This is a genomic window from Brevundimonas sp. (genome assembly GCF_036676055.1).
Taxonomy (GTDB): Bacteria; Pseudomonadota; Alphaproteobacteria; order Caulobacterales; family Caulobacteraceae; genus Brevundimonas.
The window spans coordinates 1-13,861 of record NZ_JAKFDS010000016.1; the positions used below are offsets into that span (position 1 = coordinate 1).

General features: G+C 69.0%; 14 protein-coding genes, 1 tRNA gene and 1 other RNA gene. 6 read left to right on the top strand and 10 right to left on the bottom strand.

Annotated features, from left to right (window positions below; genetic code table 11):
• From rnpB to sppA, 5 genes are all read right to left on the bottom strand, one after another.
• Positions 1–160: RNase P RNA component class A (gene rnpB / locus V6M45_RS02250), an RNA gene on the bottom strand; the annotation flags it as partial.
• 6 nt (positions 161–166) lie between these two features.
• On the bottom strand, positions 167–601 hold the full coding sequence (locus V6M45_RS02255; protein ID WP_332653716.1) for a DUF6678 family protein: 435 nt from the start codon (positions 599–601) through the stop codon (positions 167–169).
• Entirely contained in the window at positions 598–1,359 is a 762-nt protein-coding gene (locus V6M45_RS02260) for an N-acetylmuramoyl-L-alanine amidase (RefSeq protein WP_332653717.1), read from the bottom strand. The genes V6M45_RS02255 and V6M45_RS02260 overlap by 4 nt, the downstream gene beginning before the upstream one ends.
• Position 1,360: 1 nt before the next feature.
• On the bottom strand, positions 1,361–1,684 hold the full coding sequence (locus V6M45_RS02265) for a hypothetical protein (RefSeq protein WP_332653718.1): 324 nt from the start codon (positions 1,682–1,684) through the stop codon (positions 1,361–1,363).
• A 109-nt stretch (positions 1,685–1,793) separates the two neighbouring features.
• Complete coding sequence (gene sppA, locus V6M45_RS02270; RefSeq protein ID WP_332653919.1) at positions 1,794–3,575, bottom strand: signal peptide peptidase SppA; 1,782 nt, start codon at positions 3,573–3,575, stop codon at positions 1,794–1,796.
• 209 nt (positions 3,576–3,784) lie between these two features.
• Between sppA and panD the strand changes: the two genes are divergently transcribed.
• Positions 3,785–4,141: an aspartate 1-decarboxylase gene (gene panD / locus V6M45_RS02275; RefSeq protein ID WP_332653719.1), complete on the top strand. Its 357-nt coding sequence runs from the start codon at positions 3,785–3,787 to the stop codon at positions 4,139–4,141.
• A 60-nt stretch (positions 4,142–4,201) separates the two neighbouring features.
• On the opposite strand, the gene V6M45_RS02280 is transcribed toward panD, so the two are convergent.
• On the bottom strand, positions 4,202–5,008 hold the full coding sequence (locus tag V6M45_RS02280) for an SIMPL domain-containing protein (protein ID WP_332653720.1): 807 nt from the start codon (positions 5,006–5,008) through the stop codon (positions 4,202–4,204).
• A 204-nt stretch (positions 5,009–5,212) separates the two neighbouring features.
• Here V6M45_RS02280 and V6M45_RS02285 point away from each other — a divergent pair.
• Positions 5,213–5,285: transfer RNA gene (locus V6M45_RS02285), tRNA-Ile, on the top strand.
• Here V6M45_RS02285 and V6M45_RS02290 read toward each other — a convergent pair.
• Complete coding sequence (locus tag V6M45_RS02290; RefSeq protein WP_332653721.1) at positions 5,283–6,770, bottom strand: hypothetical protein; 1,488 nt, start codon at positions 6,768–6,770, stop codon at positions 5,283–5,285. The two genes, V6M45_RS02285 and V6M45_RS02290, sit on opposite strands and share 3 nt — an antisense overlap.
• A gap of 15 nt (positions 6,771–6,785) precedes the next feature.
• The gene (locus V6M45_RS02295; protein ID WP_442880520.1) at positions 6,786–8,291 is read right to left on the bottom strand and encodes a tetratricopeptide repeat protein; all 1,506 of its coding nucleotides are present in this window, start codon (positions 8,289–8,291) and stop codon (positions 6,786–6,788) included.
• A gap of 249 nt (positions 8,292–8,540) precedes the next feature.
• Between V6M45_RS02295 and V6M45_RS02300 the strand changes: the two genes are divergently transcribed.
• The 4 genes from V6M45_RS02300 to V6M45_RS02315 all read left to right on the top strand — a co-directional run bounded on the left by V6M45_RS02300 (position 8,541) and on the right by V6M45_RS02315 (position 11,816).
• Positions 8,541–9,035, top strand: a complete 495-nt coding sequence (locus V6M45_RS02300; RefSeq protein ID WP_332653723.1) for a GAF domain-containing protein — start codon at positions 8,541–8,543, stop codon at positions 9,033–9,035.
• 41 nt (positions 9,036–9,076) lie between these two features.
• Positions 9,077–9,754 carry an SDR family NAD(P)-dependent oxidoreductase gene (locus V6M45_RS02305; protein WP_332653724.1) on the top strand — a complete coding sequence of 226 codons (678 nt, stop codon included), beginning with the start codon at positions 9,077–9,079 and terminating at the stop codon, positions 9,752–9,754.
• The gene (locus V6M45_RS02310) at positions 9,754–10,611 is read left to right on the top strand and encodes an HpcH/HpaI aldolase/citrate lyase family protein (protein ID WP_332653726.1); all 858 of its coding nucleotides are present in this window, start codon (positions 9,754–9,756) and stop codon (positions 10,609–10,611) included. Before V6M45_RS02305 ends, V6M45_RS02310 begins: the two co-directional genes overlap by 1 nt.
• 62 nt (positions 10,612–10,673) lie before the next feature.
• On the top strand, positions 10,674–11,816 hold the full coding sequence (locus V6M45_RS02315; protein WP_332653727.1) for a beta-ketoacyl-ACP synthase III: 1,143 nt from the start codon (positions 10,674–10,676) through the stop codon (positions 11,814–11,816).
• Between the two features lie 9 nt (positions 11,817–11,825).
• On the opposite strand, the gene V6M45_RS02320 is transcribed toward V6M45_RS02315, so the two are convergent.
• Positions 11,826–12,215, bottom strand: coding sequence for a RidA family protein (locus tag V6M45_RS02320; protein WP_332653728.1), 390 nt, complete (start codon positions 12,213–12,215; stop codon positions 11,826–11,828).
• Positions 12,212–13,840: a M28 family peptidase gene (locus V6M45_RS02325; protein ID WP_332653729.1), complete on the bottom strand. Its 1,629-nt coding sequence runs from the start codon at positions 13,838–13,840 to the stop codon at positions 12,212–12,214. The genes V6M45_RS02320 and V6M45_RS02325 overlap by 4 nt, the downstream gene beginning before the upstream one ends.
• Positions 13,841–13,861 lie beyond the last annotated feature (21 nt).

Here is a 13,861-nt window from a genome sequence, read left to right on the forward strand (position 1 = left end):
CCCTTTCACCCTTCCCTGCCCCGAGGGGCAGGCGGTTTGCTTTCTGTGGCGCTATCCCTCGGGTCGCCCCGGGCGGGAGTTACCCGCCGCCTTTTCACCGTGGAGCCCGGACTTTCCTCGACGAGGGCATAACCCCAGCCGCGACCGCCCGGCCGTCTGACGGGCGCTAGGTGGGCTTTTCGCCGTCCCACGTCAACGTCGCGGGATCCGCCGGGGCATAGCCGTAGATCCAGAACCCTCGCCCGTCCTCGCGCCACGGCAGGCGCAGGCGGACCAGCAGGTCGCGGAACTGATCACTGCAATCGACGATCTCGGGGGCGACCCGCATTCCGACATGCTTGCGCCAACGCGGGACAACGCGGAGCCATTCGATGCCAAGTACAGGTTCGAGGCTCTCGTCGCTCCAGTCGCCGTGGAAATCGACTTCGTCGCTCTCCCACAGGGCCTGACGGGGGGCCGTCACGTCCTGGAGCTGGTAGGGAGGCGGAAACGGCAGTTCCTCGGCCACGGCCTTGCGCAGCGCGTCCCATCGCGTGCGATTCATGAACGACGCGAGCCCACGGCGATCCAGCTCGGCCTGTATCTGCCGTTTTGCGGTCACTGCAGGACGCCCGTCACGCTTTCCGCCGTCGCCAGTTGCAGCACCCCCATGAGGGTGGCCCGGGTCTCGCCGTCGGCGATCCCGTCCACCTTCGACGGCCGCCAGTGCCTCTGGAACGCCTCGACCGTCAGCTTCGTCGCCTCGTCATAGTCCCCACCCGGCGTCAGGCCATAGCCCAGCCGGTGCAGGCCGGCGCGCAGCACCACCACGCCCAACCCCTCGTCGCCGACGCCCAGTGGCACGCCCAGCGCCGCCGTCCGCTCCGGCGCCGGCTCGAACCACAGGCCATGGCCCACCGAGGCCAGCCGCTTCCACGGGAAGCGCTCGCCGGGATCCTGCTTCCGCTCGGGCGCGAGGTCGGAATGGCCGATGATGCGTGCGTCGGGGATGGTCCAGCGGGTGCGGATGTCGCTGATCAGGCTGATCACCGCGTCGATCTGTGCGTCGGGGAAGTCGCGATAGCCGAACTCGTGCCCCGGATTGACGATCTCTATGCCGATGGAGGCGGCGTTGCAGTCGGTCTCGCCCTGCCAGACGCCCCTGCCCGCATGCCAGGCGCGATGCTCCTCGGCCACCAACCGCAGGATCGCGCCGTCTTCCTCGACGACATAGTGGGCCGAGACCTTGGCTCCGGGATCGAGCAGCCGGGCGACGGCCTCCTCAACCGTCGGCATGCCCGTGTAGTGCAACACCAGCATGTCGGGCGGAGCCCGTCGTTTGTCGAAATTGGGCGACGGCGCGTCCCGAACGACCAGCATCCTAGCGGCCCGGCCGCTCCCAGCCGTAAGCCACCCAGGTCCCGTCGACCTTGTGGGCCTCGATGACGTCGTCGCCGCGCCGGCGGCGAACGGACAGGGTGCGGCGCGCGCGCAGGGCGAGGCCGGCGAGGAAGACCAGCGCGCCGGCGAACAGGGCGATCACCGCCACAGCGGCGGCGGTGAATACGGCCAGCACAGCGCCCACCGCCATGGCGGCCAGGGTGGCGATCAGCCCGCCCAGCCACATCACGGACGCGACGAGCCCGTTGGCGGGTCGTCGGGCGGAGGGGCCGGGGCCGAAGATGAGGCGGTCGGACTGGGTCATGGCTTTACCTCTGTGGCGCTGCGAACAACGCCGAACCCGGAATGTCGGTCCATCGGCATGAACGGTCAATGACCCGCCGCTTCACAGGCGAGTGTCTGATTGTCGCTGATCACCAGGGCTGATCGGCCAGCACCGTGGCGCCTGACGCCCGGGCCCGCTCGGCCTGGAGCTGACGCACGGCGGCCTCGGCCTGGGGATCGTTCATGATCGCGCCGATGCCGACGAGCACCCGCGCCGCCTCGCCCGAGACCCCGAACAGTTCGGACAGGGCCGCGAACGGGGACTTGGATTCCGGGTAGCGTTTGAAGCGGACCGACTCGTCCGTCGGGATGCGGGCCAGCTGACGCGCCTTGGCGATCGCCTCTTCGAGGCCGCCGAGCTGGTCGACGAGGCCGAGCGACTTGGCCTGGGCGCCGGTCCAGACGCGGCCGCGGGCGATCTCGCGCACCCGGGCGACGGGCAGCTTCCGGCCGCGGGCGACCCGGGCGATGAACTCTTCGTAGGTGCGGTCGATAGAGGCCGCGAAGGCACTGCGGTCGGCGGCCTCGAACGGCTCGGACGGCGAGAAGGCGTCAGCATAGTCGCCGCCGACGGTCAGGTTGCGCATGTCGACGCCGAACCGGCCTAGCGCCTCGGCCAGCACCAGCTTGCCGCCGAACACGCCGATCGAGCCGGTCAGGGTCGAGGGCTGGGCCACGATCCAGTCCGCTTCCGAACTGACCCAGTAGCCGCCGGATGCGGCGTAATCGCCCATCGAAACCACCACCGGCTTGCCGGCCGCCCTGGCCGCGCGCACCGCCGCCAGAATCTGCTCCGAGGCGTCAGGCGAGCCGCCCGGCGACGAAACGCGGAACACGATGGCCTTGACCGAGTCGTCGTCGATGGCGTCGTAGATCGCCTCGGCGAGGTCATCGGACATGATCGAGGAGCCGCCGCCGAAGGGATCGGCGTTCCCGCCGGTTCCGGTCATGATGGCCCCTTCGCCGCCAACGATGGCGATGGCGTTGCGCCCCGAGCCGCGGCGTTCGCCGGCCGAGGACGCATAGTCGCCGAACTCGAGGATTTCGGCCCCGCGGCCCGCGCGGCGCTTCGCCTCGGCCTCGGCCTCCTCGACCTGACCAACCTTGTCGATCAGACGGCGCTGCAGCGCTTGCGCCGAGGAATACGGTCCCGCCTCAATGGTCGCGCGCAGGGCCTGCGGCGTCACCCGGCGATCCTGCGCCGCGTTGGCCAGGGCCGAGGTGTAGATCGATGTCATCCAGGCTGACATCGCCTCCCGGTGGGCGGGGGTGAAGTCGCTCTCGGTGAATTCGTTGACGGCGTTCTTGTATTCGTAGCGCTGCTCGAACTGGGCGTTGACGCCGTATTTCTCGAAGGCGCGGCCGAGGAAGATGGAATCGGCCGAGAAGCCCGCCAGCTGGAAGCTGGAGGTGTTCTGCATCCACAGCTCCGACGCCGAGGCCCCGATCATATAGCTGGAGGCGGCGGTCCCGACAGGCTGGAAGCCCTGGGCGTGGGCGATGACCACCTTGCCCGAGCGACGGAAGCGTCGCACGGCCTGACGGATCTCGTCGGCGGCGGCGGGGGTGATCCCGGCTTCCGGCAGCCGGATCAACAGCGCCTTGATCCGGCCGTCGTCCTCGGCCTGGGCCAGGGTGTCGACGATCTGCATGGTGGACAGGCCGCCGCCGCCGAACATGGCGAACGGATTTGTCGGGGCCTGGTCGGACACGCCCTCGCGCAGGTCCAGCTCCAGCACGGTGTGGGACGGCGTCGGCTCCTTCGACGAAGCCGAGCTGACCGCGATGGTGATCAGCACGACCGGCACGATGACGAAGAACACCAGCAAGCCGGCGAACACGCCGAGCATGGTCAGGAAGAACTGCTTCATGGAGAGGGTCGAGGTCCGCGCGGGGCCGGGCGTGGCCGCGTCCGACCATAGGGCGACGGGATTTGCCGTCAAATGAACGTCGCGTAACGGGCGAATGCGCCGCATGGTGCGCCGCAACAGAGACGATTGATGACAAGCGCGCCTGCCCCTATATCAACAGCCTGCGAGCGGGGGCCGATCGCCCCGCGTCATCCCGGACCGCACTCCCCATGCTGGTCACCCTGATGAAGGCCAAGCTGCACCGCGCGACGGTGACCCAGGCCGACCTCGACTACGAAGGCTCGATCGCGATCGATGCCGACCTGCTGGACGCCGCGGGCATCTTTCCGCACGAGCAGGTCGATGTGCTGAACATCACCAACGGCGCGCGTTTCACCACCTACGCCATTGAGGCCCCGCGCGGCTCGAAGGTCATCGGCGTCAACGGCGCCGCCGCCCGCCTGGTGCAGAAGAACGACAAGGTCATCGTCGTCACCTACGGCCAGCTGCCGCAGGAAGAAGCGCGCCAGTGGTCGCCGACCGTCGTGCTGCTGGACGATAACAACGAGATCAAGCGCGCGGCTTGACCCTCCCCCGCCACGATTTGAAAAAGGCCCGCCGTCGCCGGCGGGCCTTTCTTCGTGGATCTATCGGTTCAGATCATACACGCCGGTGATGTCGATCCGCACCGTCAGTTGCCCGGCGGCGACCGGCGTCGAGCCGGCGTCCATAGCCATTTCAGCACGGGCGTACATCGGCTGGGGCGGCTGGGGCGAGTAGCCGCCGCCCTCGGTCAGCGAGCGGATGCCGCCCAGCGGCACGCCGAGGGCTTGGGAATACAGCGCCGCCTTGGCCTGCAAGTTGCGCACCGCGATCTGGCGGGCCTGGTTCTCGGCCGCCGTGGGGTCCTTGAGGCCGAAGCCGATGCCGTCGATCTGGTTGACCCCGGCCGCGACCACGGCGTCGGCCGTCGATCCAACCTTCGTCAGATCGTTGATGATCACCGTGACCCGGTTGTTCGCCTGGTAGCCGCGCAGCCGGGGCGGCTCGTTCTGGACGTAGTCGTACAGGGCTGACAGGTTCAGACCCGAGGTCTGGACGTCTCGCGCCTCGATGCCGGCGCGGCGCAGGGCGGCCATGACCTGATTCATCCGCGCGGCGTTCTGGCTCATGGCTTCGGCGGCGGTGGCGGCCTCTGTGACGACGCCGAAACTGATCGTGGCCATGTCCGGCGCGGTCTTGACCTCGCCATAGGCCGACAGATTCAGCGACGGGCGCTCGGTCACCGCCTGGATGGTCAGCGGCGCGCCGCCGGCGGGCTGGCTCTGGGCGAAGGCGGCCGGCGCGGCGGCCAGGAGGGCGACAGCGGCCATGACGGCTCCACCCATCAGCAGGATGCGGTTCGGCACGGCCGGCAGGGCGGCGGCGCGGGCGATGGCGGCGGGGCGGTTCATGTCAGTAGTCTCCGTGGTGCGAAGGACGATCCATGCGGCGCCGATCGTGTCGGGCGTCCGTGGCCGAACCTTGGCCTTTAACGCCTGAACGGACGAGGGGGCTGCATTGGCAGAAACCGTTCATCGACGTGAAATCGACGACAGGCGACGCCGGCCGCATGACTTGGCAAGCCGTCGCGCCGCCTGCTAGGCCGTGCCCACGGCGGGCGCGTAGCTCAATGGTTAGAGCCGACCGCTCATAACGGTCTGGTTGGGGGTTCGAGTCCCTCCGCGCCTACCGCCGCCAGCCCCCGCCGCGGCTCCAGCGGTCCTCGCCCCGATAGCGGCCGTCCTCGATGTAGCGGCCGTCGCGGTCGTACCAGCCGACCCCGCCTTGGTACCGGTCATAGCCGTCCAGCGAATAGCCGTCGTCCTGGTATTCAAGGCCCAGCAGGCCGTCCTCGCTGTCCCACCAGTCGCGCGGATAGGAACCGAAGGCGCACTCCCAGCCTTGGCCAGGGCGCCAGTAGGGCTCATAGCGGCCACGGTAGCGATCGCGGAACTGCGGCCGGCAGACGTGCTGCGAATAGACCCGGTTGCCGCGCGCTTGAACATTGGCGCGGTCCTCGGCGTAGATCACCTCGCGCACCCCGGCGAACACATTGTTGATCACCACCGCGCTGCCCGAGGCGGCGGCGACGCCGACCGTGGCGGCGCGGATGCGGCTGTCAGTCAGCCGCAGTTCGCCATTGTACAGCACCACCCCCTTGTCGGAGCGGCCGACCCGGCTGCCGGAGATGTCGACCGACGCGCCCTCGATGGCCACCCCCTCGACATAGCCGACGATGGCGGTGTTCTGGATCTCGACCCGGCCATAGTCCCGGCCGGAGCGGACGATGATTCCGATCGAGCGCGGGCCAAAGGCGTTCGGCGCGCCGGTGCCCTTCAGGGTGGTCGAGGCGATGCGCGAGGTCTGGCCGGCTCCGGGGATCAGCTCGAGGCCCGACTGGGCCCCGGTCACGACCATCTCCCAGGCGTTCAGCACGGCGCCGTCGGCGACGATCGCAGGGGCGATGGTCTGGGCCTCAATCACGGCGTTACGCACATCCAGCAGGCCGCCGTCGACATAGATCGCCGCCTCGTCGCCGGCATGGCGGAAGCCGACGCGGTTCATGATGATCTCGGCCCCGTAGCCGACAATGCAGGCCGCGTCGCCGGCGCGCGGCGAGGCGAAGACCATGTCCCGGATCTCAACCCGCACGCCCGGAGCTACGGTGATGCATGGCAGGCCGTCGGGCGCCTGCAGCGTCGGAGTGCCGGTTCTGGCCCAGTCGCGCGGATCGAAGCCGTTCTCGCCGATCAGGGTCATCGGCTTGTCGATGTTCAGCCAGCCGACGCAGGCGCCGGCGCGTGCGCGGATGACCAGGGTCCCGCCGGGACGGACGCGGCGCACGGCGTCCTCGACCGCGCCGCTGCCCGGATTGCCGCCGCAGTCGACCAGCACGATCTCCTCGCCGCCGGGCCGGTAATGGTCCGGCCGCCAGTCGGGGCGATGACGGCGATAGTCATAGCGCCGCTGGTTCGAACCCCGGTTGCGATAGCTGCGCGTCGGCGGGTCCAGCAGGACGCCGAAATTCGGCCGCGTCTGGCTCTCGACCTTGGCGGCGACCTGGGCGTGGGCGGCGTGCCCCGGCGACAGGGAGACGCCGACCACGGCGGCGGCGATGATGGCTATGCCGGCGAGCGTTCCGCACATCCGGCCAAAGGGGAAACGGGTCGACATGGGTCCACGCCCTCCTTAGCGGCGCTGCTGCGAACGGGAGACCTGGGCCAGCACGGCCTGTAGGCGGGCGGCCGAGGGGCCGAAGCCGGACAGGGCCGAATCGATGCGTAGGGCGACCGCCTGGGCCTTGTCCTGATCGGCCACGCCCGCAACGCCGAGCGCGAAATAGCTCGACATCGCGAACTTGGCCTCAGGGCTGCCCTGCCGCGCCGCCTCGTCGAACCATTTGAAGGCGCGGGCGTAGTCGGCCGGCAGGCCGATGCCCTCGGCGTACATCACCGCCAGCACCAGCTGCGCCTCGGACGATCCGTTGACGGCGGCCAGCTGGATGGCCCGGACCCGCTCGAGGTGCGACAGCCGGCTCTCCATGGGATGGCCAAGCATGGCCTCAAGGGTCTCGATCTGGCGCTTGGACAGGTCCTCGGGCCGCATGACGGCGGTCTCGGTGATGCCGAGGTAGCGCAGGGCGCGGCCGACATGGATGAACGGCAGCTCCGTTCCCATCCGGGTCAGCGCGTATTCCCAGGCGTCGCCGCGCGGGCGGCTCTCGTCCGAGAAGGGCACGCCCGAGGCCGGCGCCTCATTGGGATAGAATTCGAACGGCGGCGTCCACTGACGCGCCTTGGCCTCGACGAAGCGGCTGTATTGGTCGCGACTGGGGGCGGACCTCTCAAAATCCTTCATCAGCACATAGGCGCCGACGTCGCCGGTCTGCACCGCCAGGTAGTTGTACAGATAGGCGTCGACGTCGTTCCGGGGGAACAGGCTGGTCGCGGCCCGATAGCCCCGCCGGCGCCGGTCGCGCTCGGCCGCCGGACCGCTGCCGTTGTTTCGGCCCCAGGCTTCGCGGGCCTCGCGATTGTCCTCGGGCTCGCCGAACGGGCCGTACAGACCGTCGTGCAGCCGCGCCAGGGTGCGGAAGCCCTCGGCGTCCTGGGTCGACAGGATGTAGACGACCCGGTCGCGCACCGACTCCTGCTCTTCCCGCGTCATCTGGCCCAGCTGACGGTCCAGCCGCTGATAGGCCATGTGCCGTTCGAAGGCCCGGCAATCGTCGTATTTCGACAGCGGCCGCCAGCCCCCGAACCCGCCGCGGTCGACGCGGTTGATCGGGGCGTAACCCTCGTCGTTTGACAGCGCCATGGCGTACCAGGTGGCGCTCTCGATCGGGTCCTCGATATTCTTGTCCGTGGCCCGGACCGCCGCGTAGCGCGACCCCAGCTCCAGCTGGGCGAAGAAATCCCCACGGAAGGCGGCGCGGCGCAGCGCGCGCAGGCCAGCCTCCTGGGCGTTGAACTCCGCGCCCGTCAGCGAAGCCGGGCGTGGGCAGGCGTTGGAGCTGACGTCGGCGCTTTGCCAGAAACGGACGCCGCTGACGCGATCGCCGCACGAGGCCATGCCGAAGGCAGCCACGGCGAGAACCCCGGCGACCGCCGCGATGGCGACGGGACCCCGCGACCGTTCGAACCGGCCGCGCCCGGTCTTCTTCGCCTCGCCCTCGCCCATGAGTCCTCGCACCACTGGAGCGGGCGTCCCCCCGGCTCGCCCGTTAAGCTTTGCGTTACAGGGACAGTCCGGTCCAGTTAACTGTCTGTCAAGGTTAACGCTGGTTTGCGACAAAGCGTTGCCGCAGCACGGCCATTTTATGTCGGGCCGGAAGTTGTCCACCAGAATCAGCAGTTTGGTATTCCCCTGAGAGGCGAAAACTCTTCGCCTCGCCTCCGGGGGCCAAGGCGCCTATATGGCTCCCGTTGCTCTGGAGCCTGCCCGATGTCCTACGTCGCCCGCGACGACCGCCCCGCCGACAAGGCCGCCCGCTATGCCGAGGTCGAGGAAGAAATTCTGGCTGTTCTGGATGGAGAGGCGAACCTGACGGCGCGGATGGCGACCGTCGCCTCCATGCTGGCCGACGCCTTCCCCGTCTTCTTCTGGACCGGCTTCTACGTCGTCGATCCTGACAAGCCCGGGGAACTGGTGGTCGGGCCGTATCAGGGCACCCTCGGCTGCCTGCGCATCCCCTTCGGCCGCGGTGTCTGCGGCGCGGCGGCCCGCGACCGGGCGACCCAGATCGTCGACGACGTCCACGCCTTCCCCGGCCACATCGCCTGCGACAGCCGCTCGGCGAGCGAGATCGTCGTACCGGTGTTCGACGCCTCGGGCGCCCTGATCGCCGTTTTCGACGTCGACGCTACTGAAACCGCAGCGTTCGACGCAGCCGACGCAGAGGCTCTGGAGCGGCTGATGGCCCGGGTGTTCGCGGCCTGAGCCGGGTCTGCTAAGCCGTCCGCCGAACAGGAGAAGCATCGATGTCGGAACGGGTGATCGCGATTACGGGCGGCCATGGCGCCCTGGGCCGGGCCGTGGTCGAGGCGGCGCTGGCCGATGGGCTCAAGGTCGCCGTCATTGATCACGCCGCCGGCCAGATCGCGTCCGAGGGCGTGCTGGAGCTGGCCGGCGTGGATTTGACCGATCCCGACTCTGCGACCCGCGCCATCAACGCGGTCGTCGCGCATTTCGGCCAGTTGGACGCCCTGCTGAACATCGCCGGCGGCTTCGTCTGGCAGACCGTCGATGACGCCGAGCCCGCGTGGGACCGGATGTTCGCCCTGAACCTGAAGACCGCGCTGCACGCCAGCCGGGCCGCCCTGCCCCATCTGAAGCGCTCTGATGAGGGCCGCATCGTCAATGTCGGGGCCAACGGCGCCTTGAAGAGCGCGGCCGGCATGGGCGCCTACGCCGCTTCGAAATCGGGCGTCCACCGCCTGACCGAAAGCCTCGCCGAAGAACTGAAATCGACCTCGGTGACGGTCAACGCCGTCCTGCCCTCCATTCTGGACACCGAACAGAACCGCAAGGACATGCCCGACGCCGATCCGGCGACGTGGGTCCGGCCCGCCGACCTCGCCCGGGTCATGCTGTTCCTCGCCTCGCCGGCCAGCCGGGCGATCACAGGGGCGCTGATTCCGGTGGTCGGGCGGGTCTGATGGATCTGTTCCGCTCCGTCCTCTACCTGCCAGCCAGCAATCCGCGCGCCATCGAGAAGGCGCGCGGCCTCGACTGCGACGCGGTGATCCTCGACCTCGAGGACGCCGTCGCCCCGGACGCCAAGGCGGAAGCCCGTCAGGCGGCGGTCGAGGCCCTGATTGCCGGTGGCTTCGGCCCCCGCGTGGGCGTCCGCGTCAACGGCCTCGACACGCCTTGGGGCGCGGATGACCTGACCGCCCTCTGCGTTCACAGGCCCGACTTCGTCGTCGCCCCCAAGATCGAGAGCCCCGAGGCCGTGCGCGAGGTCGCCGCGCGCCTGCCCGACGGCGTCGCCCTGTGGATCATGGTCGAGACCCCGCTCTCAGTTCTGCGCCTCGACAGCATCGCCGGGGCTGGCGCCCCGCTCGCGGCCCTTATGCTGGGGATCAATGATTTCGGCGAGCGGATGAACCTGGTGCTCGACGCCGACCGCGAGCCACTGAAGCCATGGCTGGCCGCCGTTGTCGCCGCCGCACGGGGGCACGGCCTTCTGGCCATCGATGGCGTGGTCAACGCTGTCGACGACGCCGACCGCCTCCGCGCCGAATGTCTTCAGGGCCGCGCCTTCGGATTCGACGGCAAGAGCCTGATCCACCCGAACCAGATCGCGGCCGCCAACGCCGCCTTCTCTCCCTCAGCCGGGGAGGTGGCGAAAGCCCGCGAGATCGTCGCCGCCTTCGCCGCCGCCGAAGCCGAAGGCAAGGGGGCGATCCGGGTCGGTTATCGCATGGTCGAGCGCCTGCACCTCGAGGCCGCCCATCGGCTGCTGGCCCGCCACGCCGCCGTCTCGACCTCGCCGCAAGACGGGCCTATCTAGTGCGTCCAGAAACAAGACGGGCGCCCTCCAGCAGCGACGCCGCGCGATAGGGAAAAGCCAGAGTGACCAAAGCCGTCATCGCCGCCACGGGACTGTTCACGCCGGAACAATCCATCTCCAACGAGGAACTGGTCGCCGCCTACAACACCTGGGCCCAGCGCTTCAACGAACAGCACGCAGCGGGCATCGCGGCCGGCGACCTCGAGGCCCTGACCCCCTCCTCGGTGGAATTCATCGAGAAGGCGTCGGGCATCAAGTCCCGCTTCGTGATCGACAAGGCCGGCGTGCTCGATCCTGACCGCATGGCCCCCAATATCCCGGAACGCGCCAATGAGGAGTTGTCGGTGCTGGCCGAGATGGCGGTCCACGCCGCTCGCGACGCCATCGCGGCGTGGGGCAGGCCGGCCAGCGAGATCGGCGCCGTCATCTGCGCCGCCTCGAACATGCAGCGCCCCTACCCCGCCATGGCCATCGAGGTGCAGCAGGCGCTGGGCATCGAGGGCTTCGCCTTCGACATGAACGTGGCCTGCAGCTCGGCCACCTTCGGCCTCAAGACCGCGGCGGACTTCATCACCTCCGGCTCGGTCAAGGCGGTGCTGATGGTCAATCCCGAGATCTGCTCGGCCCATCTCAACTTCAAGGATCGCGACAGCCACTTCATCTTCGGCGACGTCGCCACTGCGGTGATCATCGAGGCCGAGGACGAGGCCGTCGACGGCTGGGAGATCGTCGGGACCCGGCTGAAGACCGTCCTGTCCAACAACATCCGCAACAATTTCGGCTTCCTCAACAAGGCCGCCCTGCCCACGGGTGGGTCCGAACAGGCCTCCCAGACCGGCCAGACCGACAAGCTGTTCAACCAGCAGGGACGCAAGGTCTTCAAGGACGTGGTGCCGATGGTCTCCGACATGATCGTGGACCATGCCGCCGAACTGGGCCTCGACCCGCACGAACTGAAGCGGCTGTGGCTGCATCAGGCCAACATCAACATGAACCAGTTCATCGGCCGCAAGGTGCTGGGCCGCGAACCGACGCCCGAAGAGAACGTCATCATCCTCGACGACTACGCCAACACCTCCTCGGCCGGCTCGATCATCGCCTTCCACCTGCACCACGACGGCTTCCAGCCCGGCGACACCGGCCTGATCTGCAGCTTCGGCGCAGGCTATTCGGCCGGGACGGTGTTCGTGAGGAAGCGCGCCTGATCGACGGCCTCAGGCCGCCGCGACCGCCTCGATCTCGACCAGCCAGGACTCGTCGAAGATTCTGGTGACGATCACGGTCAGGGCCGGCTGCCGCCCGGCCAGCCGCCGCACCCGGACCTCCCGGTTCTCCAGCGCATGGGCCCGGTCGGACAGGAAGGTCGTCACCTTGACCAGATTGTCCAGGGTCATCCCGGCCGCAGCCAGCTGGGTCTCGATATTGTCCCAGACCTGCTCGCACTGGCCCTTGAAGTCAGGCGCCAGCGAGCCGTCCGGCGCGACCGGGATCTGACCGGACAAATAGAGCCAGCGGGTCGGTTCCGTGACCTCGACCGCCTGCGGATACGCGCCCTCGACCGGCGGCGAGGCGTCGCCGGTCAGGGGCCGTATGCCGACGCTCACTGGCGGGCGGCGTCCGAGCGGGCGCGCACTTGAGCGAACTCCGAGGTCGGCTTCCAGCCGGGCCAGTCCTCGCTGTTCGCGAGGCCCAGACCCAGATGGTACAGCAGGGTCAGGTTCTCGGTCGCCGAGGTCAGGTCCCAGTCCGCCGACCATTCGTCCGACGGCTTGTGATAGTCGGCCCCGAACTTGGCGCGCCAGGCGGCCTCGCCCGCCTCCCGACCGCCCTCGACCCAGTCCCAGCCGTGCCATGGCATGATGGCCGGCACGCCCGCCCGGGCGAACGGGAAATGGTCCGAGCGGTAGTAGAAGCCCTGTTCCGGCATGCCGTCGTCCGAGACGTAGCGGCCCAGCGGCTCGGCGAGGGCCTGCAGGCGATCCTCAAGGTCGTTCTGGCCCTTGCCGAAGATCGGCACGTCCCGGGTCGGCCCGGACAGCGGCAGCATGTCGATGTTGATGTCCGCTACGGTGGTCTCCAGCGGATAGACCGGGTCGGCCGCATAGCCGTAGGCGCCCATCAGCCCCATCTCCTCGGCCGCCATATGGGCGAAGACGATGGTGCGCTCGGGTCGTGGCGCCTGGCTGATCTGGCGCGCCATCTCGAGCACGCCAATCGTGCCCGATGCGTTGTCCCAGGCCCCGTTGAAGATCTTGTCGTCGCCGGGCGTCTCCGGATGCTGAGCCTCGCCGCCGACATGGTCCCAGTGGGCCGAATAGATGATCGTCTCGTCCGGTCGCTCGGTCCCGGGCAGGCGGGCAAGCAGGTTGTGGGTGACCAGGGTCTCGCTGGTCTCCTGCGCCTCGGCCGTCAGGGTCACGCCGTTCAGCGCCACGGCCTTGAAGGCCCCGGAGCCGATGCTGCCCAGCTTTTCGATGTCGAGCCCGGCCGCGGTCGCCCACTGCAGCGCCACATCGTGGTTGACGGCCATGGCGAATTCGAGATCTGCGGCGCCGGGCGTCAGAGTGCGCGTCCGCGTCGAAGACTGGGTCGCGCGGGTCCACATCGGCGAGGACGCAGGCTGCGGAATCAGGGTGACGAGGCCGACCGCCCCGCGCCGGAAGGCCTCATCCGCCTTGTAGGCGCCGGACTCGTAGTTGGTGCTGTATTCGCCGTTGAACAGCGCGCCCTCGGGCTCGCCCCCCATCACGATCACGACCTTGCCGCGCACGTCGATGTCGCCGTAGTCGTCCCAGTTCCGCTCGGGCGCGGTGATGCCGTAGCCGGCGAACACCAGCGGCGCGTTGCCGATCGAGGCGCGGCCGTCATTGGTGGCGGCCCGGAGGGTGACGTCGGTCCCGACGGCCAAGGGGTGGCTGACCCCGTCCGGTCCGGTCCAGCTGGCGCTGGCGGCGCCGGCGACGGGCGTGAACCGCTTCAGATGCACCGGCTGCAGCCACTGGCCGTCAGGCCCGCCCGGCTCCAGTCCCATCGCCTCGTACTGCGCCTGCAACCAGGCCAGGGTCATCCGCTCGCCCTCGGTTCCGGGATAGCGGCCCTGAAATTCATCGGCGCTGATGGTGCGGATGTCGTTGCTGATCCGCTCAGCCGAAAAGTCCTGCGACAGGGCCGACCCGGCGGCGAACAGCAGCGCCGCGGCGGCGACGCCGCTGGTGAATGCACGAAACATAGAGGAACGCTCCATCCCGAT